Source organism: Streptomyces sp. NPDC053367, from assembly GCF_044545925.1.
Classification (GTDB): Bacteria; Actinomycetota; Actinomycetes; order Streptomycetales; family Streptomycetaceae; genus Streptomyces.
The window spans coordinates 575,892-594,481 of sequence record NZ_JBITYN010000001.1 but is presented as its reverse complement, the minus strand read 5'-3'; the positions used below and the strand labels follow the sequence as shown (position 1 = coordinate 594,481).

General features: G+C 74.4%; 17 protein-coding genes. 10 read left to right on the top strand and 7 right to left on the bottom strand.

Annotation, left to right across the window (positions count from 1 at the left end):
* Positions 1–48: 48 nt before the first annotated feature.
* Both ACIGXJ_RS02715 and ACIGXJ_RS02710 read right to left on the bottom strand, forming a co-directional pair.
* Positions 49–699, bottom strand: a complete 651-nt coding sequence (locus tag ACIGXJ_RS02715; protein ID WP_399640663.1) for a class I SAM-dependent methyltransferase — start codon at positions 697–699, stop codon at positions 49–51.
* A gap of 110 nt (positions 700–809) precedes the next feature.
* A complete protein-coding gene (locus tag ACIGXJ_RS02710; protein WP_399640661.1) occupies positions 810–2,546 on the bottom strand; it encodes an MFS transporter in 1,737 nt (578 codons plus the stop codon).
* Positions 2,547–2,731: 185 nt separating this feature from the next.
* Between ACIGXJ_RS02710 and ACIGXJ_RS02705 the strand changes: the two genes are divergently transcribed.
* From ACIGXJ_RS02705 to ACIGXJ_RS02685, 5 genes are all read left to right on the top strand, one after another.
* On the top strand, positions 2,732–4,168 hold the full coding sequence (locus ACIGXJ_RS02705; RefSeq protein ID WP_399640658.1) for an MFS transporter: 1,437 nt from the start codon (positions 2,732–2,734) through the stop codon (positions 4,166–4,168).
* 317 nt (positions 4,169–4,485) lie between these two features.
* Complete coding sequence (locus ACIGXJ_RS02700) at positions 4,486–5,949, top strand: MFS transporter (RefSeq protein WP_399640655.1); 1,464 nt, start codon at positions 4,486–4,488, stop codon at positions 5,947–5,949.
* Between the two features lie 83 nt (positions 5,950–6,032).
* Positions 6,033–6,572 (top strand): SigE family RNA polymerase sigma factor, encoded by a 540-nt coding sequence (locus ACIGXJ_RS02695; protein WP_399640651.1) that lies wholly within the window; start codon positions 6,033–6,035, stop codon positions 6,570–6,572.
* Entirely contained in the window at positions 6,572–7,429 is an 858-nt protein-coding gene (locus ACIGXJ_RS02690; RefSeq protein ID WP_399640647.1) for a hypothetical protein, read from the top strand. Before ACIGXJ_RS02695 ends, ACIGXJ_RS02690 begins: the two co-directional genes overlap by 1 nt.
* A gap of 238 nt (positions 7,430–7,667) precedes the next feature.
* The gene (locus ACIGXJ_RS02685) at positions 7,668–8,411 is read left to right on the top strand and encodes a class I SAM-dependent methyltransferase (RefSeq protein WP_399640644.1); all 744 of its coding nucleotides are present in this window, start codon (positions 7,668–7,670) and stop codon (positions 8,409–8,411) included.
* 36 nt (positions 8,412–8,447) lie between these two features.
* On the opposite strand, the gene ACIGXJ_RS02680 is transcribed toward ACIGXJ_RS02685, so the two are convergent.
* Positions 8,448–9,077: a response regulator gene (locus tag ACIGXJ_RS02680; RefSeq protein WP_399642131.1), complete on the bottom strand. Its 630-nt coding sequence runs from the start codon at positions 9,075–9,077 to the stop codon at positions 8,448–8,450.
* A gap of 393 nt (positions 9,078–9,470) precedes the next feature.
* Between ACIGXJ_RS02680 and ACIGXJ_RS02675 the strand changes: the two genes are divergently transcribed.
* Positions 9,471–10,331, top strand: coding sequence for a MaoC/PaaZ C-terminal domain-containing protein (locus ACIGXJ_RS02675; RefSeq protein ID WP_399640641.1), 861 nt, complete (start codon positions 9,471–9,473; stop codon positions 10,329–10,331).
* A 216-nt stretch (positions 10,332–10,547) separates the two neighbouring features.
* Here ACIGXJ_RS02675 and ACIGXJ_RS02670 read toward each other — a convergent pair whose 3' ends face one another.
* Together ACIGXJ_RS02670 and ACIGXJ_RS02665 are read right to left on the bottom strand one after the other, a co-directional pair.
* Positions 10,548–10,703 (bottom strand): hypothetical protein, encoded by a 156-nt coding sequence (locus ACIGXJ_RS02670; protein WP_399640638.1) that lies wholly within the window; start codon positions 10,701–10,703, stop codon positions 10,548–10,550.
* Positions 10,704–10,807: 104 nt separating this feature from the next.
* Positions 10,808–12,034, bottom strand: coding sequence for a hypothetical protein (locus ACIGXJ_RS02665; RefSeq protein WP_399640635.1), 1,227 nt, complete (start codon positions 12,032–12,034; stop codon positions 10,808–10,810).
* A 221-nt stretch (positions 12,035–12,255) separates the two neighbouring features.
* On the opposite strand from ACIGXJ_RS02665, the gene ACIGXJ_RS02660 reads away from it, so the two are divergent.
* From ACIGXJ_RS02660 to ACIGXJ_RS02650, 3 genes are read left to right on the top strand one after another with little or no spacing between them, the layout of a single operon-like run.
* A complete protein-coding gene (locus ACIGXJ_RS02660; RefSeq protein WP_399640632.1) occupies positions 12,256–13,095 on the top strand; it encodes a Nif3-like dinuclear metal center hexameric protein in 840 nt (279 codons plus the stop codon).
* Positions 13,092–13,835 carry a zinc ribbon domain-containing protein gene (locus tag ACIGXJ_RS02655; protein WP_399642130.1) on the top strand — a complete coding sequence of 248 codons (744 nt, stop codon included), beginning with the start codon at positions 13,092–13,094 and terminating at the stop codon, positions 13,833–13,835. The genes ACIGXJ_RS02660 and ACIGXJ_RS02655 overlap by 4 nt, the downstream gene beginning before the upstream one ends.
* A gap of 12 nt (positions 13,836–13,847) precedes the next feature.
* On the top strand, positions 13,848–15,287 hold the full coding sequence (locus tag ACIGXJ_RS02650; RefSeq protein WP_399640629.1) for a bifunctional RNase H/acid phosphatase: 1,440 nt from the start codon (positions 13,848–13,850) through the stop codon (positions 15,285–15,287).
* Here the strand turns inward: ACIGXJ_RS02650 and eda are convergent.
* Complete coding sequence (gene eda / locus ACIGXJ_RS02645) at positions 15,262–15,894, bottom strand: bifunctional 4-hydroxy-2-oxoglutarate aldolase/2-dehydro-3-deoxy-phosphogluconate aldolase (protein ID WP_399640626.1); 633 nt, start codon at positions 15,892–15,894, stop codon at positions 15,262–15,264. The two genes, ACIGXJ_RS02650 and eda, sit on opposite strands and share 26 nt — an antisense overlap.
* 74 nt (positions 15,895–15,968) lie before the next feature.
* Positions 15,969–16,751, bottom strand: coding sequence for a peroxide stress protein YaaA (gene yaaA / locus ACIGXJ_RS02640; RefSeq protein WP_399640623.1), 783 nt, complete (start codon positions 16,749–16,751; stop codon positions 15,969–15,971).
* 402 nt (positions 16,752–17,153) lie between these two features.
* Here yaaA and ACIGXJ_RS02635 point away from each other — a divergent pair, with 402 nt between their 5' ends.
* A complete protein-coding gene (locus ACIGXJ_RS02635; protein ID WP_399640621.1) occupies positions 17,154–18,587 on the top strand; it encodes an RNB domain-containing ribonuclease in 1,434 nt (477 codons plus the stop codon).
* Positions 18,588–18,590 lie beyond the last annotated feature (3 nt).

Below are 18,590 nucleotides of genomic sequence, written 5' to 3'. Positions count from 1 at the left end.
GCCCATCGGGACCCGGGCCGTCCTCGGGTCCATCCGGCCCCGGGTCCCTCAGATCCCCGCGCCCGTGCGGCGCAGCACGCGCAGCGAGCCCGTCGCCGAGACCTCCGTGAACGCCCCGGAGCCGAGCGCGCGCAGGTAGACGCGGTACGGGGCCTGGCCGGTGAACTCGTCCTCGGGGTCGGGGAACACGTCGTGGATGACCAGCAGCCCGCCCTCGGCCACCCGCGGGGCCCAGCCCTCGTAGTCGGCGCCGGCGTGCTCGTCGGTGTGGCCGCCGTCGATGAAGACGAGGCCGAGCGGGGCGTTCCAGATCCTCGCGATCTGCGGGGAACGGCCCACCAGCGCGACCACGTGCTCCTCCAGGCCCGCCCGGTGCAGGGTGCGGCGGAAGGTCGGCAGCGTGTCCATCAGGCCGAGCTCCGGGTCCACCGTCTCGGGGTCGTGGTACTCCCAGCCCGGCTGCTGCTCCTCGCTGCCGCGGTGGTGGTCGACCGTCACGGCGGTCACCCCGGCCGCACGGGCCGCGTCGGCGAGCAGGATCGTGGAACGGCCGCAGTACGTGCCGACCTCCAGCAGGGGCAGCCCGAGGGCGCCGGCCTCCACCGCGGCCGCGTACAGCGCGAGCCCCTCGTCCACGGGCATGAACCCCTTCGCGGCCTCGAAGGCGGCGAGGATCTCGGGCTTGGGGGCCGCGGGCATGGGGGTCCTTCCGGTCGTACGGGCTGGTCGGAGGCCCATGGTGTCGTACCCCTGCCGCGGCGGCGACAGGGGGTACGCGTGGGATGGATCTCAGGCCGTCCCGGCCGGGATCACGCCGTGACCGTCTCGCCCGGCAGGGACAGGTCCAGGTCGACCGGGTGGGCCCCGCCCGTGTGGGTCGCGGGGGCGGCCAGCGGGCCGTGGCCGGCGGCCCGGGCGGCCAGGACGTACGCGCCGCCGACCGGGACCGCGAGGGCGTAGCCGCCGTCCTCGCCGGTGAGGGCCGCTCCCGCGCGCCGGCCGCTGTGGTCGATCAGGGTCACCCGGGCGCGGGCGACGGGCGCGCCGTCCGCGGCCAGGACCCGGCCGCGGAAGCCGGCGAGGGCGGCCTCGGCGCGCTCCAGGCCGGCGTCCTCCTCGCTGCTGGCGCGAAGCCGCGGGGACCGGTCGGGCCTGGGCAGGAACAGCGCCATCAGCAGGCCGATCGCCACCGCGCCCGTCGCGATGAGGAAGGAGACCCGGAAGCCGTGCATGGTCGGGACCGCCACGCCGCCCACGTGGTCGGCGGTGTCGGCCAGCACCATGCCGACGACCGCGCTGGACACGGACGTACCGATGGAGCGCATCAGCGTGTTCAGGCCGTTGGCCGCGCCGGTCTCCGAGGCCGGGACCGCGCCGATGATCAGGGCGGGCAGCGAGGAGTAGGCGAGGCCGATGCCCGCGCCGAGGACGACCGCGATGACCAGGCTCTGCCAGGCCGCGCTCATCAGGCCGAGCCCGGCGCCGTAGCCGACGGCGATGATCAGCAGTCCGAGGATCAGCGTGAACCTGGGGCCGTAGCGCGCCGACAGGCGGGAGTAGACGGGCGCGGTGAACATCATCGTCAGGCCCAGCGGCGCCACCAGCAGGCCCGCGACGACCATCGACTGGCCGAGGCCGTAGCCGGTGGCCTTCGGCAGCTGGAGGAGCTGGGGCAGCACGAGCGACACGACGTAGAAGGAGACACCGACCATGATCGACGCCAGGTTGGTGAACAGCACCGCCGGACGGGCCGTCGTGCGCAGGTCGACCAGCGGGGCGGCGGTGCGCAGCTCGTAGACGCCCCACAGGAGCAGGACCGCGGCGGACGCCCCGAACAGGCCGAGCGTGGTCACCGACGACCAGCCCCAGTCGCTGCCCTTGGTGATCGGCAGCAGGAACAGCACCAGGCCCAGCGACAGACCGAGCGCGCCCGGCAGGTCGAAGGAGCCCTTCGCCCGCATCGGGGACTCCGGTACGACGGCCAGGGTGAGGGCGATGGCCAGTACGCCGAGGCCCGCGGCGCCGTAGAAGAGGGCGTGCCAGTCGGTGTGCTGGGCGATCAGCGCGGCGGCGGGCAGGGCGAGACCGCCGCCGACGCCGATGGAGGAGCTCATCAGGGCCATCGCCGAGCCGAGCCGCTCGCGCGGCAGCATGTCGCGCATCAGGCCGATGCCGAGCGGGATGGCACCCATCGCGAAGCCCTGGAGGGTGCGGCCCACGATCATCGGGAGCAGCGCGCTGGTGACGGCGCTGACCAGCGCACCCGCCACCATCACGGCGAGCGACGCGACCAGCATCCGGCGCTTGCCGTACAGATCGCCGAGGCGGCCCATGATCGGCGTGGCGACGGCGCCGGAGAGCAGGGTCGAGGTCAGCACCCAGGTGGCGTCGCTGGGCGCGGTGTCCAGCAGCTGCGGCAGGTCCTTGACCACCGGCACCAGCAGGGTCTGCATGACCGCGACCACGATGCCCGCGAAGGCGAGCACGGGCACGAGGGTGCCGGACGCCCTTCCGGTCGGCTGGTCGGTCGTCGTCGTACGTTTCATGTGTAGCGTGAACTCGGTGCGCCTGGGCAACTATTCCGTTGTTTTGAGTAGCTAACGGGTTCTTGACCCGCTCTTGAAGAAACGGGGGAAGCCTTCCGGGCGCGGCCGCTTCTGGCCGAAAGGCGCCGCCAGACTCTCGGACGTCTCGATGCACGCGCTGTCCGTCTGTTGGGACGATCCCACGCATGCTCCGAGCCGCCGGCGCCATCCAGTCGCGGCGCAGCGTGGGGTCCGCCTGGCCTGTGGTGGGCGTCGCCTGCGCGGGACAGTTCCTCGTCGTCCTCGACATCTCCGTGGTCAACGTGGCCCTGCCCTCCATCCGCAGCGACCTCGCCCTCAGCGGCGCCGCCCTGCAATGGGTGGTGAACGCCTACGCCATCGCCTTCGCCGGCTTCCTGCTGCTGGGCGGGCGCGCCGGTGACCTCTACGGCCGCAAGCGCATGTTCCTGACCGGCCTCGCCCTGTTCACGCTGGCCTCGCTGGGCGGCGGGCTGGCCCAGGAAGGGGCGCAGCTGCTGGTCGCGCGGGCTGTGCAGGGCATCGGCGCGGCCGTGCTGGCACCCGCGACCCTCACCTTCGTCACCGCGGCCGTCCCCGAGGGCCCCGCACGCGCGCGTGCCGTCGCGACCTGGACGGCCGTCGGTGCGGGCGGCGGGGCCGCGGGCGGCCTGGTCGGCGGGGTCCTGGTGGACGGACTGTCCTGGCGCTGGGTCCTGCTGATCAACGTCCCCGCCGGAGCGGCCGTCCTCGCCGGAGCCGCCCTGCGCCTGCGCGAGAGCCGCGCCGACGACGGACGGCGCCTGGACCTGCCGGGCGCCCTGCTGGCCACCGCCGGCCTCGCCACCGTCGCGTACGGCATCTCACAGACCGAGGCGGCGGGCTGGACGGCCCCGGCCGCGCTGGGCCCCCTGCTCGCCGGCCTGCTGCTGCTCGCCCTGTTCCTCCTGGCCGAGCGGCGCCGGACCGCCCCGCTGATGCCGCTCGCGCTGTTCCGGGAACGGGCGGTGTCCTCGGCGAACGGCGCGATGTTCGTGTGCGGGGCCGCCATGTACTGCATGTGGTTCTTCATGACCCTCTACACCCAGAACGTGCTCGACTACACGCCTCTGGAGGCCGGCCTCGCCCTCGTCCCCAGCTCGCTCGCCGTCGTCGTCGGCTCCAAACTGGCGCCGCACCTGATGCTGCGGGCCGGCCCGCGCCGCCTCGCCGTGCTGGGCGCGCTGGTGGCCGCGACCGGGTTCGCCTGGCAGTCGACCATGACGGCCGACGGCACGTACGTGACGGCCATCATGATCCCGGGCGTGCTGATGATGCTGGGCGCGGGCCTCGCGACCACCCCGCTCGCCGCCCTCGCCACGTCCGGGGCCCCGCCGGAGGAGTCCTGTCTGGTGTGCGGGCTGATCAACACCTCCCAGACCATGGGCTGTTCCCTGGGCCTGGCGGTCATGTCCACCATCGCCACGGCCCGCACCCACGGAGGCACCACCCCCGAAGCCCTCACCGAGGGCTACGCCTCGGCCTTCCGCGCCTGCTCGGCGCTGATGCTGGCCGGGGCGTTGCTCATGGCGGTGTGGCTGCCGGCGAAGGGGCGGACCCTGAAGATCACGGTGGGGGGCGTGTGAGGAAGAGGAAGGCGACGGGGGGAGGGGGTGGCGGGCCGGGACGGTTGGCTGGTCGCGGGGGTGCGGTGGAGGTGGGGCCGGTGGTGGCAGGCTCCGGGCGTGCGGCGCGGTCTGGGTTCGCGGGCGTGTGGCCGGGGCGGGCCGGTGAGCGGCATGCGGGTGCGGTGGGGATCGGCCTGCCCCGGGTCCGGCGGACTTCGGTCCGTCCCGGGTCCGGCGGACTTCGGCCTGTCGCGGGTCCGGCGGACTTCGGCCAGCGACACGTATCGGGGAAATCACTGTGCAAGGGGCGTACCGGGGTTGAGACCATGACGGGCATGCTGAGAGCCGCCGACACCACGCCGATATCCCGCCGTCCCGCGCCCCCCGCCTGGCTGGTGGTGGCCCTCGCCTGCGCGGGACAGTTCCTGGTCGTCCTCGACATCTCCGTCGTCAACGTGGCCCTGCCGTCGATGCGCGCCGACCTCGCCCTCTCCGGCCCGGGCCTGCAGTGGGTCGTCAACGCCTACACCGTCGCCTTCGCCGGCTTCATGCTGCTCGGCGGCCGCGCGGGCGACCTCTACGGCCGCAAGCGCATGTTCCTGACCGGCCTCGCCCTGTTCACGCTGGCCTCGCTGGGCGGCGGGCTGGCCCAGGAGGGCTGGCAGCTGCTCGTGGCGCGGGCGGCCCAGGGGCTGGGCGCGGCCGTGCTGGCCCCGTCGACCCTGACGCTCGTCACCTCCTCCGTCCCCGAGGGCGCCGCACGCGCGCGTGCCATCGCCACCTGGACGGCCGTCGGCGCGGGCGGCGGGGCCGCGGGCGGCCTGGTCGGCGGTCTGCTGGTGGACGGACTGTCCTGGCGCTGGGTGCTGCTGATCAACGTCCCCGTCGGCGCGCTCGTCCTCCTCGCCTCGCTGCTGCGCCTCCCGGAGAGCCGCGGCGACGGACGGCACCTCGACCTGCCGGGCGCCCTGCTGGTGACCGCGGGGCTCGGCACCCTCGCCTACGGCATCTCGCAGACCGAGTCCGAGGGCTGGACCGCCCCCGCCACGCTGGTGCCGCTGGCCGCCGGTGCCCTGCTGGTCGCCGCGTTCCTGCTGGTGGAGTGGCGTACGGCGGGCCCGCTGATGCCGCTCGCGCTGTTCCGGGTGCGCGCGGTGTCCTCGGCGAACGCCGCGAACTTCGTGTCCGGCTCGGCCATGTTCTGCATGTGGTACTTCATGACCCTGTACGCGCAGAACGTGCTGGGCTACTCGCCGCTGGAGGCCGGCCTCGCCCTGGTGCCGAGCTCCCTCGCCGTCGTGGTCGGCTCCAAGGTGGCGCCCCGCCTGATCCCGGGGCTCGGGGCGCGCAACCTCGCCGTGCTCGGCACGCTGGTGGCCGTCGCCGGGTTCGCCTGGCAGTCGACGATGACGGCCGACGGCGCCTATGTCACGGCCATCATGATCCCGGGCGTGCTGATGATGCTGGGCGCGGGTCTCGCCGCCACCCCCATCGCCTCCCTCGCGACCTCGGGCGCCGCCCCGCAGGAGGCCGGTCTCCTGTCCGGCCTCATCAACACCTCCCGCACGATGGGCGGCTCCCTCGGCCTCGCCACCATGTCCACGATCGCCGCCGGCCACGCCCGGGGTGCCACCGTCCCGGAGGCCCTCACCAACGGCTACGCCGCCGCGTTCCGCGTCAGTACGGCCGTCCTGCTCGGCGGGGCGGTGCTGATGGCGGTGTGGCTGCCGGGGAAGGGGCGCGTGGAGAGGTCCGTCGCGCCGAGGGAGGCCCGCCCGGCCGAGGAATCGGTGAGCTGAGCCTCGGCGCGGCCGGAGAAAAGGTCGCGGCGGGGCAACGGTTTCGAGGGCCCATGGACTCCTTTGAATATCAGGAGGTGCCCATGGGGGACAGGAAGAAGACCGGGGACCAGGAGTTCCAGGCGTTCGTCATCGGTCGCTGGCCGCGGCTGATGCGTACGGCATTTCTCCTCACGGGGGAGCAGCACGCGGCCGAGGACCTCGTCCAGTCGACGCTGGAGCGGGTCTACGTGGCCTGGCGCCGGGTCGGCTCGGCCGACGACCCGGAGGCCTACGTACGCCGCGTGCTGATCAATACGCACGCACGCAGACACCGCAGAAGGCTGCGGGAGTTCCTCGCGCCCAAGGACGACTCGGGTATGGCGCACGAGATCGCCGACACCGGCGACCGCATCGCCCAGGCCGAGGACCGGGGCGTCCTGCTCCAGGCTCTCGCCCAACTGCCCCGGCGGCAGCGCCAGGCGGTCGTCCTGCGCTACTGGGAAGACCTCACCGAGACCCAGGCGGCCCAGGCGATGGGCTGCTCCGTGGGCGCGGTGAAGAGCAACACCGCCAAGGGGATCGCGAAACTCCGCGGCATACCGGAGCTGACCGGCACGGTGACGTACGGAGGGCGGAAGTGATGAGCACGGAGCGGGAGTTCGGCCACGCGATGACGGACCGGGACATCACCCAGATGCTGACCGACGCCGCCGACGAGGTGGAGATCGGCATAGCCCCCACCCAGGCACTGGTCCGCGGCGGGCGCAGGCGCCGCGCCCGCCGCTGGGCCGTCGCGGCGGTCACGGCCGTGGTGGTGGCGGGTTCGACGGGGGCGCTGGCGGTGACGGGACTGCCGGGTGGGGACGAGCGAGAGGTGACTCCGGCCACCCAGCCGCCGACTCCACGACCCCCGCTGGTCGTCGAGCCGGAGCAGACCACCCTGGCGACCGGGACCGACGGAGGCCGGCCTTGGAAGGTCGTCCTCAATGTCTGGCCGGCACCGAAGGACGAACTGGAGGCCGTGGCCACGCTGGAGGCGATGGTGGAGTTCGGCGACTTCCCGGGGGACATCAGGCGGCCCGAGGACCTGATCGGCAAGAGCTCCTACTTCCCGCACGGCGGCATCGAGAAGACGGACGGGGTGCTGGACGGCATCACCACCGGGGGCCTGACCACCGAGGCGGACCGTATGTCCGGCACCGACCTCGAGAGCGTGGCGGCCCCCCTCGACCGGGACACGGAACACGGTCGGCGCCTGGTCATCGGTCATGTGGCGAAGACAGCACAGGAGGTGACCTGCACCTGGAAGGACGGCTCCTCGACCGTACTGTCCAAGGCGGTCGCACACGCGACCGGGGAGCACGACGTCAACGGGACGCGCGGTACGGCGGAGACCGACGTACCGGCGATCCGTACCGCTGAAGGTTCCCCCTACTCCTGGTTCGTCTGCCTGGCCCCCCAGGGCACGGCCTACAAGTCGGCGAAGGTGACCAAGTAGGAGCCGTGATCACGCCCTTCGAAGAAGTGGCGGCGGCGCGGCGCGGAGGGCCCCCGCCACGGCCCTCCGCGCCCGGATCCCCGCCCCTTCGGGCCGCCCGGAGGGTGATCCCACCCAAGGCGGCCCATCACCCCGGCACGCCGCCGGGCAGCGACCTCACCGGCACCCCCAACTCCCCTTGCGACCGGTGGGTTTCGGAGCCCTCGGCTTACGATCACGAGAGGCGAAAGGGGGCCGCATGGACCGGCACATACGCACCGTGGACGACGTCCTCGACCTGCTCGACGGGCTGTTCGCCCCGCAGGCGGACCGCTGGACCGAGCAGGGGGCCGACTGGTGGGACGGCTTCTACGCCGACCGCGACCGCCCGGTGCCCTTCTTCGTCGACAAGCCCGACGAGAACCTCGCCTCCTACCTGGAGCGCGGTCTCCTGAGCCCCGGCCGCGCCCTCGACCTCGGCTGCGGGCCCGGCCGCAATGCCCGCTACCTCGCCGCGCAGGGCTTCCGGGTGGACGCCGTCGATCTGTCCGCGGTCGCCCTGCGGTGGGCCCGGGAGGCCGGTGGCGAGGTCCGCTACGTCCGCGGCGACGCCTTCGCCCTCACCGCGACGGAGCTGACCGGACCCTACGACCTCGTGTACGACTCGGGCTGCTTCCACCACCTGCCTCCGCACCGCCGCATCAGCTACCTCGCCCTGCTGGACCGTGTCCTTGCCCCCGGCGGCCACTTCGCCCTGACCTGCTTCGCCTCCGGCGGGACGGGCTCCGAGCTGTCCGACACGGAGCTCTACCGCACCGGCCGCCTGCACGGAGGCCTCGCCTACAGCGCCGAGTCCCTGCGGGCCCTCTTCACGGACCCGGGCAACCCCGCCGGCCTGGCGGAGGCCGAGCTTCGCCGGATGCGTGCCGAGCCCGAGGACTCGCCCCGCTTCGGGGAGGACTTCCTGTGGGCGGGGCTGTTCCGCCGGGGGCCGGCCGCGTAGCGCAGTCGCCCGCCCGCCCGTCCCCGGGGCCCGGGGTTACAGCCAACCCTGCCTGCGGGCCTCGCGCAGGGCCTCCCCGGCGTTGCGGGTGCGGGTCTTGCGGACGGCGGCGGAGAGGTCGTCGCGGACGGACGACTCGGAGAGCCCGAGCCGGGCGGCGACGTCGGAGACCGTGGCGCCGTCCGCGCAGGCCAGCAGGACGTCGCACTCGCGGGGAGTCAGCGCGTCGGGGGCGGCGCCCGGTGCGGCGGCGAGGGCAGGGTCGACGACCGTCTCCCCGGTCAGCACCCTGCGGATCGCCGCGGCCAGCTCCTCCACCGGCCCGTCCTTCACCAGGAAGCCGGCCGCCCCCGCCTCCATCGCCCGGCGCAGGTGGCCCGGGCGGCCGGAGGTGGCCAGGATCAGCACCCGGCAGTCCGGCGCCTCCGCGCGCAGCGCCGCCGCCGCGTCCAGACCGCTCATGCCCGCCAGTTCGATGTCCAGCAGGGCCACGTCCGGGCAGTGCGTCAGCGCCGCGTCCACGACCTGGTCGCCGGCCCCCACCTGGGCGACGACCTCGATGTCCGGCTCCATCCCCAGCAGCACCGCCAGCGCCCCGCGCAGCATGCCCTGGTCCTCGGCGAGCAGCACCCTGATGGATCTGGCGGGGCGGTACGTACGGGGCATTTCGTTCACGGGGCCAGGGTAGGGGCGGCCCTGGCCGGAAGGACCGGTTCGGTGGGCGGCGTTCCGCTGGGGGACGGGAAGCCTCGGGGGAGGGGCGCGGGTCCGTCCGGAGGCCGGACGGCCATCGGCCGGTCTGCCATCGGCCGGTCTGCCATCGGCCGGTCCGGCATCGGCCGGAGGCCGGGCCGGATCTCCACCGGCCTGCCTGACACACCGTCAGGACCCTTCCCAACCCACGCCCCCTCGGCTATACAGAGGTCGCCGGACTGGAACGCGTTCTAGGCCAGGGGCGCGGGCCGGCGTTCCGCGTTCCGCGTTCCCGTGTACGACCTCGGCGCGGCCGACGGTGCGGACGCCCGCGCCGAGGTCCCGGACCCCGTCAGGAGCCCGCCCATGCCCATCGACGCCGCCAGGGCGCTCGCCGCCGAACCCCGTTCCGTCGAGATCGCCTGGACGCCCAAGGACGTCCTGCTCTACCACCTCGGCATCGGCGCGGGCCTGCCCGCCACCGACCCCGACGAGCTGCGCTACACCCTGGAGAGCCGGCTGCACGTGCTGCCGAGCTTCGCCACCGTCGCCGGTTCCGGCGCCCCCGGGGTGATCGGCAGCCTGTCCATGCCCGGCGTCGAGGTCGACCTCGCGCGCGTCCTGCACGGCGGCCAGTCCCTCATCGTCCACCGCCCGGTCCCGGCCACCGGGAGGGCGACCGCCACCTCGCGGGTCGCGGCCGTGTACGACAAGGGCAAGGCCGCGATCCTGGTGCTGCGCACCGACGTCGCCGACGCCGACGGCCCGCTGTGGACCGACGAGGCCCGGATCTACGTACGCGGCGAGGGCGGCTGGGGTGGTGACCGCGGCCCCGACACCCGGCTCGAACCGCCCGCCGGACAGCCCGACCGGACCCTCATGCGGGCTGTCCGCGAGGACCAGGCCCTGCTCTACCGCCTGTCCGGCGACTGGAACCCGCTGCACGCGGACCCCGACTTCGCCAAGACCGCCGGCTTCGAGCGCCCCGTCCTGCACGGTCTGTGCACCTACGGCATGACCCTGAAGGCGGTGGTCGACACGCTGCTCGGCGGCGACGTCACCCGCGTCCGCTCCTACGCCACCCGCTTCGCCGGAGCCGTCTTCCCCGGCGAGACCCTGCGCATCCGCCTCTGGCGGACGGAGCCGGGGACCGTGCGGGCCGCGGTGAGCGCGGTGGAGCGGGACGACGCCCCCGTCCTCGCCGACACGCTCGTACACCACTCCTGAGCCGTACCCCGGCCCGGCCGACCCCGAGTCGGCCACCTCCGGGGGAGCCGCACCGTGCGCGCGGCCCGGCGCCCTGGTCGTCGTCGGTCATGGGCGGGGCGGGGGGAGGCCTTCGCGGCCACGCCGATGTGCTGAGGCCGCCAGGGGAGGGGGAGAGACGACCGCGGCCCCGCCCGCCGTGAGGCGAACGGGGCCGCGGGGTGTGCCGACCGGCCGTCAGGCCGCCGTCTCGCGCTGCTCCACCGGCTTGCGGTGGCGCCCGCGCGGGGCCGACTCGGTGTCGTGCGCCGAGACCGGGCCCCGGTGCTTGCCGTGTCCGGCCGCCTCGTGGGCGTCGGCAGACATCGGCTGGGACATGCTGGCGTCGCTCATCGCGCTCATCGAAGAATTCACCCCGTCAAACATGATCTTCTTACAGCCGGGGGAGTCTAACGGGCCCACCGAGGGCGGAATCCAGGCGGCCACGCCAACCGCCGCTACTTCGTTACAAGGCGCCCCAACGGCGCCTGCTGCAACGGCACCGGACGCGGTGCGGACGGAGCCGGGGCGTCCGGTTCCGGCGGCTCGCCCGGCGCGTTCCCCGAGGCCGGGGCGGTCTCCCGCGACCCCACGGGTGCCTCCGGCGCGGCCGTGCCGTCCCGGACCGGAGCCCCCGGCCCCGCCTCCCCCGTGCTCCCCGTTCCCCCGGCCTCCGCACACTGCGTGGGCCACTCGGCCACACCGCAGGGAGTGTCCTCGCAGGCGTACGGCAGCCGCAGCACGCCCGTCTCCGTCCACAGCCCGGCTCCCGCCAGCCAGCCCAGCGGCGCCGGAAGATGCCGTACCCGCCGGTCCGCTGGCCGCCACACCCCCACCCAGGTGCCCACCGGCCCGTCCACCCGCAGTGCCACCGCGGAGCTCTCCGGCGTCAGCACCTGCCCCGGCTGGATCGCGAACGGCGTCACCGCGCACCCCTCCACCCGCAGGCACTCCGGGAACCGCACCGGCAGCGTGCTGCCCAGCACCCCCCAGCCCAGCCGCTCCCGGCCCGGCGAGGGCGCGTCCGAGCTGATCAGCAGCAGTCCGCTGTCCGGGTCGGCGCACAGCAGCCGGTCGTCGCTGCCGTCGGCGATCTGCAGCAGCGGCGACACCTCGCCACCGCGCGCCAGATCCACCACGACCGTCTTCGTACGGCCGCCCGTCTCCCGGTCCAGCGCCAGCAGCCGTCCCGTACGGTCCAGCCACACCCCGCCCGAGCAGCGCCCCGGCACCTCCGCGACCCGTTCGGGCCCGAAGGCCGTGCCGGCCACCAGCCACAGCGCGCTGGAGCGGGCGCCCACCGTGAGGGCGTACACCCGGTCGCCGGCCGGCGCCGGGGGCAGCAGCCGCGGCCGGCCCTCCACCGCGCCCAGCAGCAGCTCGCCCGTGCCCGGACCCGTCGGGTACAGCAGCGAGAAGACGTGGCGTCCCTCCGTGGCCCGGCTGATCAGCACCCGCCCGTCGGCCAGCGGCTGCACCTCGGTGCCGGGTTCCTCCGGCTGGTTGCCGGGCAGTGGCACCGCGTACGGTTCGGGGCCGTTCAGCGTCCACCGCTCCGGGAACCAGGAGTCGCCGCTGCGGGCGAGCCGGGCGGCGTAAGCGCCGTCCGCCGTGATCACACATCCCGCCGCCGGGTCGGGGTCGTCCGCGTCCGCCGCAGTGGGTTCGATCGCACAGGCCGTCATCGGTCGGTCACCTCCGGCCACGAAGCTAGTTTTCGCACGCACAGACGTGGGACGGCCGGGCTGCCGCTTCACACATAAGGGTGGCCGCGGATCGATTCGCCTGAGGAAACGGGGGCATGTGTGCTGTTCGGGGTGAACGGGCGCCACTGTCCGGGATGTGCCGATGGCCGGGTGCACCCGCACGGGTACATCCGCCGTAAACGGCCAGGTAGCCTTTCCCCGTGCCCCGTCTGTCTGAAGTCATCACCGCGCTGGAGAACCTGTGGCCCGCCGAGCGGGCCGAGTCCTGGGACGCGGTCGGCACGGTCGTGGGCGACCCCGGCCAGGAGGTCACCCGGGTCCTGTTCGCCGTCGACCCCGTCCAGGAGATCGTCGACGAGGCGGTGAAGCTGGGCGCGGACCTGCTGGTCACCCACCACCCGCTCTATCTGCGCGGTACGACGACCGTGGCGGCCTCGCACTTCAAGGGCCGGGTCGTGCACACGCTGATCAAGAACGACATCGCACTGCACGTCGCCCACACCAACGCCGACACCGCCGACCCGGGCGTCTCCGACGCGCTCGCCGGCGCCCTGGACCTGCGGGTCGTACGACCGCTCGTGCCGGACCCGGCCGACCCCGAGGGCCGCCGCGGTCTGGGCCGGATCTGCGAGCTGGACCACCCGCTGCCGCTGAGGGACTTCGCCGCACGCGCCGCCGAGCGGCTGCCCGCCACCGCGCAGGGCATCCGCGTGGCCGGCGACCCCGAGGCCCTGATCCGCACGGTCGCCGTCAGCGGCGGCTCCGGCGACAGCCTCTTCGACCAGGTGCGCGCGGCCGGCGTGGACGCCTTCCTCACCGCGGACCTGCGCCACCACCCGGCCTCCGAGGCCGTGTCCCAGAGCTCCCTCGCGCTGCTCGACGCGGCGCACTGGGCCACCGAGTGGCCCTGGTGCGAGCTGGCCGCCGCCCAGCTCGACGAGATCTCCGACCGCCACGGCTGGGACCTGCGCGTCCACGTCTCGAAGACGGTCACCGACCCCTGGACCATCCACACACCCTCCCTTGGAGCCCCCAACTGAACGCCGCGCCCGCCGACCAGATCCGCCTCCTCGACGTCCAGGCCCTCGACGTACGCCTCCAGCAGCTCGCCCACAAGCGCAAGTCGCTGCCCGAGCACGCCGAGATCGAGTCGCTGACGAAGGACCTCACCCAGCTCCGCGACCTGCTCGTCGCCGCGCAGACCGAGGAGAGCGACACCGCCCGCGAGCAGACCAAGGCCGAGCAGGACGTCGACCAGGTCCGCCAGCGCGCCGCCCGCGACCAGAAGCGCCTGGACTCCGGCGCGGTCTCCTCCCCGAAGGACCTGGAGAACCTCCAGCGCGAGATCGTCTCCCTCGCCAAGCGGCAGGGCGACCTGGAGGACGTCGTCCTGGAGGTCATGGAGCGCCGCGAGTCCGCGCAGGAGCGGGTCGCCGAGCTGAGCGAGCGGGTCTCCTCCGTCCAGGCGAAGATCGACGACGCCACCGCACGCCGGGACGCGGCCTTCGAGTCGCTGGACGGCGAGGCGGCCTCGGTGACCAAGGAGCGCGAGGTCGTCGCGGCCTCCGTCCCCGCCGACCTGCTCAAGCTCTACGACAAGCTCCGCGAGCAGCAGGGCGGCATCGGCGCGGCCAAGCTGTACGCCCGCACCTGCCAGGGCTGCCGCCAGGAGCTCGCCATCACCGAGCTGAACGAGATCCGCAAGGCCGCCCCGGACACCGTGGTGCGCTGCGAGAACTGCCGCCGCATCCTCGTGCGTACGTCCGAGTCCGGGCTGTAAGAGGTCGTCGCCGTGCGGGAGTTCATCGTCGAGGCCGACGGCGGGTCACGGGGCAACCCGGGCCCGGCGGGTTACGGCGCGGTCGTCTTCGACGCCGTGACGGGGGAGACGCTGGCGGAGGCGTCCGAGTTCCTCGGGGTCGTCACCAACAACGTCGCCGAGTACCGGGGCCTGCTGGCCGGGCTGCGTGCCGCGTACGCCCTCGACCCGGCGGGCCGTGTGCACGTCCGCATGGACTCCAAGCTCGTCGTCGAGCAGATGTCGGGCCGCTGGAAGATCAAGCACCCCGGCATGAGGCCGCTGGCCATGGAGGCCGGGCGGATCTTCCCTGCGGACCGGGTCTCCTACGAGTGGATCCCGCGCGAGCTGAACAAGCACGCGGACCGGCTGGCGAACGAGGCGATGGACGCGGGGCCGACGCCCGCAGGCACCGTGTCGGTGGCGGGGCCGGTGTCGGTGGCGGGGCCGGTGTCTGTGGCGGGTGCGGGTGCCGGGGCTGCGTCGCCGTCTGCGGCCCAGGCGCAAGCCGGAGACGGCGCGCCGTCCGCGGCCGAGGCGGGTGCCGGTGACGTCTCGCCGTCCGCGGCCGAGGCGGGTGCCGGTGACGTCTCGCCGTCCGCGGCAGAGGCGGGTGCCGGCGTCGCGTCGACCTCTCCGGTCGGGGCGGCCGCCCAGGCCGTGTCGTCGTCCGCCGCCGTACCGCCTTCGGCCGCAGGCGAGGGATCTTCGCGCGGCGGGGCGTCCGCTCCCTCCGGGGAGGTCAAGGCCGGGGCCGATGCCAGGGCCGCGCGGAGCGTGGCCACGACGGGCTGGGGGCCGGCCGACATGGGCTCCCCCGCGACCTTCGTGCTGCTGCGGCACGGCGAGACGCCGCTCACGCCGCAGAAGCGGTTCTCGGGGAGCGGCGGCACCGACCCCGCCCTGTCCGAGGCCGGACGGGAGCAGGCCGAGCGGGTCGCCGTGGCGCTCGCCCGGCGCGGGACGATCCAGGAGATCGTGGCGTCGCCGCTGGCCCGCACCCGCGAGACCGCCGCGATCGTCGCGGCCCGTCTGGGGCTGGACGTCACGATCGAGGACGGTCTGCGGGAGACCGACTTCGGCGCCTGGGAGGGGCTCACCTTCGGGGAGGTGCGCGAGCGGCACCCCGAGGACCTGACCGCCTGGCTGGGCGATCCCGAGGCCCGCCCCACCGGCGGTGGCGAGAGCTTCGCGGAGACCGCCGAGAGGATCGCCGCCACCCGCGACGAACTCGTCGCCGCCCACGCCGGCCGTACGGTTCTGCTGGTCACCCATGTGACCCCCATCAAGACCCTCGTACGGCTCGCCCTGGGCGCCCCGCCCGAGTCGATGTTCCGCATGGAGCTGTCGGCGGCGTCCCTCTCGGTGGTCGCCTACTACGCCGACGGCAACGCGAGCGTCCGCCTGGTCAACGACACCTCGCACCTGCGCTGAGCCCGGCCGCCTCCCGCGCGAGCCGCTCCACGCGCACCCAGTCCCGGGCCGCCAGGGCGTCCGCCGGCAGCATCCAACTGCCGCCGACGCAACCGACGTTGGGCAGGGCGAGGTACTCCGGCGCGAGGTCCGGCCCGATGCCGCCGGTCGGGCAGAAGCGGGCCTGGGGGAGCGGCCCGGCGAGCGAGCGCAGATACGCCGTGCCGCCCGCGGCCTGCGCCGGGAAGAACTTCATCTCCCGCACCCCGCGCTCCAGCAGCGCCACCACCTCGGACGTGGTCGACACCCCCGGCAGGAACGGCACCCCGGACGCCCGCATGGCCTCCAGCAGTACGTCCGTCCAGCCCGGGCTGACCAGGAAGCGCGCCCCGGCGTCCACCGCCTCCGCCACCTGAGCCGGCGTGATCACCGTCCCGGCCCCGACGACCGCTTCGGGCACCGCGTCGGCGATCGCCCGGATCGCGTCCAGCGCCCCGGCCGTCCGCAGGGTCACCTCGATCACCGGCAGCCCGCCCGCGACCAGCGCGCGCGCCAGCGGCACGGCGTCGGCCGCGTCCTCCACGACCACCACGGGGACGACAGGCGAGAGCTCCAGGACTGAGGTCATGCGCCTCATCCTGCCGCCGGTGTGCAGCGTGCGCAAAGGCCGTTGCGCATTCTGCAATAAGGATCCTGTCGAGGTTAGTGGATCTCCTCCACCAGCACGTCCAGCGACCACGCGCTGCCCGCCTTCGCGGGCGTCTCCGCCTCGACGACGTACCCCAGGTCCCGCAGCGCCTCCACCAGCTGAGCCGGGCTCGCGGGCGCCGCCCCCGCCTCCAGCAGACTGCGCACGATCCGCCCCTTGGTGGCCTTGTTGAAGTGGCTGACCACCTTGCGGGTGGGCGCGTGCAGCACCCGTACGGCCGCCGTACGTGCCGCGACCTCACCCTTCGGCTTCCAGGCCGCCGCGTACGCCGCAGACCTGAGGTCCAGCACCAGCCCCGACCCGGCCACCTCCGGCATCACCTCGGCCATGGGCCGGCGCCAGTGCGCGCCCAGCGCGCCGAGGCCCGGCAGTCTCACACCCATCGAGCAGCGGTAGGAGGGGATACGGTCGGTGACCCGGACCGCGCCCCACAGCCCCGAGAACACCAGCAGCGACCTGGCCGCCCGCTGCTTGGCGGCCGTGCCGAGCGTGGCCAGGCCCAGGGCGTCGTACAGCACACCCGTGTAGATCTCCCCGGCCGGACGCGTGCCCGCCGTGCGCAGCGCGGCGTTCTTCGCGACCTCGCCCCGCAGCCCCTCGCTCAGCCCGAGCACCGCACGGGCCTTCTCCTCGTCGCCCGCACACAGCTCCACCAGCTCGTCGAGCACGGCCGCCCGCGCCTCGCCCAGTCCGGGCAACGAGAGCGACTCCGGCTTCAGCGGCGCACCACGACCGGACGCGGCCTTGCCTTCGGAGGGCGGGAGCAGGACGAGCACGGGTTCTTCTCCTTCGGATCACAGGGGCCGCCGGGCGTTGGGCCCACGGGCCGACGGGCCGACGGGCCGACGGGCCGACGGGCCGATGGGCCGACCCGGAACAGCGTACGGCGTGCCGCCGGGGCCTCGGCGCTGGTCAGGCACCACGGCTCCCCGGCCGGCCAGGTCGGGCGCCACGCTCCCCCCGGCCCCCGCGCCCCGGCCAGGTCGGGCGCCGCCGCTCACCCCCAGCCCCCGGGCCCTCAGCCCAGGCGCCACCCCAAGGCCCCCAGCCCCCAGCCCCCAGCCCGGGCGGCAGCCCAAGGCCCCCAGCCCCCAGCCCAGGTGCCACCCCAAGCCCTCAGCCCCACGCCCCGGCCCCGACCACGTGCCCCCCGCCGCTCCCCGGCCTACCCTCGCTGTATGCCCCGCCGCCCCATCCGCGTGACCGGTGCCCCCGAAGCCCCCCTGCGGGCCGCGCTCGCCGCGCTCCGCGCCGAGCTGGGGATTCCCGACGGCTTCCCGCCCGAGGTGCTCGCCGAGGCGGAACAAGCCGCGCGGGTGCCGGTGCCGCCGTCGCACGACGCCACCGACATCCCCTTCCTCACCATCGACCCGCCCGCCTCCACCGACCTGGACCAGGCGCTGCACCTGTCCCGGCAGGGCACCGGCTACCGGGTCCGCTACGCCATCGCCGACGTCGCCGCGTTCGTCGCACCCGGCGGAGCCCTCGACGCGGAGGCGCACCGGCGGGTGATGACGCTGTACTTCCCCGACGCGAAGACACCGCTGCACCCGGCCGCGCTCAGCGAGGGGGCGGCGAGCCTGCTGCCCGGCGAGACCAGGCCGGCCGCCCTGTGGACGTTCGACCTGGACGCCGACGGCAATCCGCTGTCCGTCGACGTACGCCGCGCGCTCGTGCGCAGCCGGGCCAAGCTCGACTACTCGGACGTCCAGCGGCAGATCGACAGCGGCACGGCCGAGGAGCCGCTCGCGCTGCTCAGGACGGTCGGCCTGCTGCGCGAGCGGCTGGAGGCCGACCGGGGCGGCATCTCACTGGACGTGCCCGAGCAGGAGATCACCGAACACGACCACACCTACGACCTCGCCTACCGGGCCCCGCTGCCCGCCGAGGGCTTCAACGCCCAGCTGTCCCTGCTGACCGGCATGGCGGCCGCCGATCTGATGCTGTCGTCCGGGACCGGCGTGCTGCGCACTCTCCCGGCCGCCCCCGACGGCGCGGTCGGCCGTCTGCGCCGCACCGCCACCGCCCTGCACATCGACTGGCCGCACCACGTCTCGTACGCCCAGCTGGTCCGCTCGCTCGACCCGGGCGAACCCCGCCACGCGGCCTTCCTCCAGGAGTGCACCACCCTGCTGCGCGGCGCCGGCTACACCGTCTTCCGCGACGGCGAAGTCCCCCCGCTCACCACCCACTCCGCCGTGGCCGCCCCCTACACCCACTGCACGGCCCCCCTCCGCCGCCTCGCCGACCGCTACGCCACCGAGCTCTGCCTCGCCGCGTCCGCCGACCGCCCCGCCCCCGACTGGGTCCTCGCCGCCCTCGACACGCTGCCCCAGCGGATGGCCGACGGCGGCCGCCGCGCCGCCCAGGTCGAGCGCGAGTGCGTCGACATCGTCGAGGCGGCCCTGCTGAAGGACCGTATCGGCGAGACCTTCGACGCCTGCGTGATCGACGTGGCCGACGGAAAACCCCACACCGGCACCGTCCACCTGGAGTCCCCGGCGGTCGTCGGCCGCATCGACGGCCCCGACCTCCCCCTCGGCGAACGGTTGCGCGTCCGCCTCACCGAAGCCGATCCGGGACGGGCGAAGGTGCGGTTCGTCCCTGCGTGAGCG

What these genes read in the sequence shown, in the direction of transcription:
- eda (WP_399640626.1), bottom strand. Translation starts at nt 15,894, where the DNA reads ATGACCTCAGTCCTGGAGCTCTCGCCTGTCGTCCCCGTGGTGGTCGTG.
- ACIGXJ_RS02700 (WP_399640655.1), top strand. Translation starts at nt 4,486, where the DNA reads ATGCTGAGAGCCGCCGACACCACGCCGATATCCCGCCGTCCCGCGCCC.
- ACIGXJ_RS02665 (WP_399640635.1), bottom strand. Translation starts at nt 12,034, where the DNA reads ATGACGGCCTGTGCGATCGAACCCACTGCGGCGGACGCGGACGACCCC.
- ACIGXJ_RS02715 (WP_399640663.1), bottom strand. Translation starts at nt 699, where the DNA reads ATGCCCGCGGCCCCCAAGCCCGAGATCCTCGCCGCCTTCGAGGCCGCG.
- ACIGXJ_RS02685 (WP_399640644.1), top strand. Translation starts at nt 7,668, where the DNA reads ATGGACCGGCACATACGCACCGTGGACGACGTCCTCGACCTGCTCGAC.
- ACIGXJ_RS02680 (WP_399642131.1), bottom strand. Translation starts at nt 9,077, where the DNA reads ATGCCCCGTACGTACCGCCCCGCCAGATCCATCAGGGTGCTGCTCGCC.
- ACIGXJ_RS02705 (WP_399640658.1), top strand. Translation starts at nt 2,732, where the DNA reads ATGCTCCGAGCCGCCGGCGCCATCCAGTCGCGGCGCAGCGTGGGGTCC.
- ACIGXJ_RS02695 (WP_399640651.1), top strand. Translation starts at nt 6,033, where the DNA reads ATGGGGGACAGGAAGAAGACCGGGGACCAGGAGTTCCAGGCGTTCGTC.
- ACIGXJ_RS02670 (WP_399640638.1), bottom strand. Translation starts at nt 10,703, where the DNA reads ATGAGCGACGCCAGCATGTCCCAGCCGATGTCTGCCGACGCCCACGAG.
- ACIGXJ_RS02675 (WP_399640641.1), top strand. Translation starts at nt 9,471, where the DNA reads ATGCCCATCGACGCCGCCAGGGCGCTCGCCGCCGAACCCCGTTCCGTC.
- ACIGXJ_RS02690 (WP_399640647.1), top strand. Translation starts at nt 6,572, where the DNA reads ATGAGCACGGAGCGGGAGTTCGGCCACGCGATGACGGACCGGGACATC.
- ACIGXJ_RS02635 (WP_399640621.1), top strand. Translation starts at nt 17,154, where the DNA reads ATGCCCCGCCGCCCCATCCGCGTGACCGGTGCCCCCGAAGCCCCCCTG.
- ACIGXJ_RS02710 (WP_399640661.1), bottom strand. Translation starts at nt 2,546, where the DNA reads ATGAAACGTACGACGACGACCGACCAGCCGACCGGAAGGGCGTCCGGC.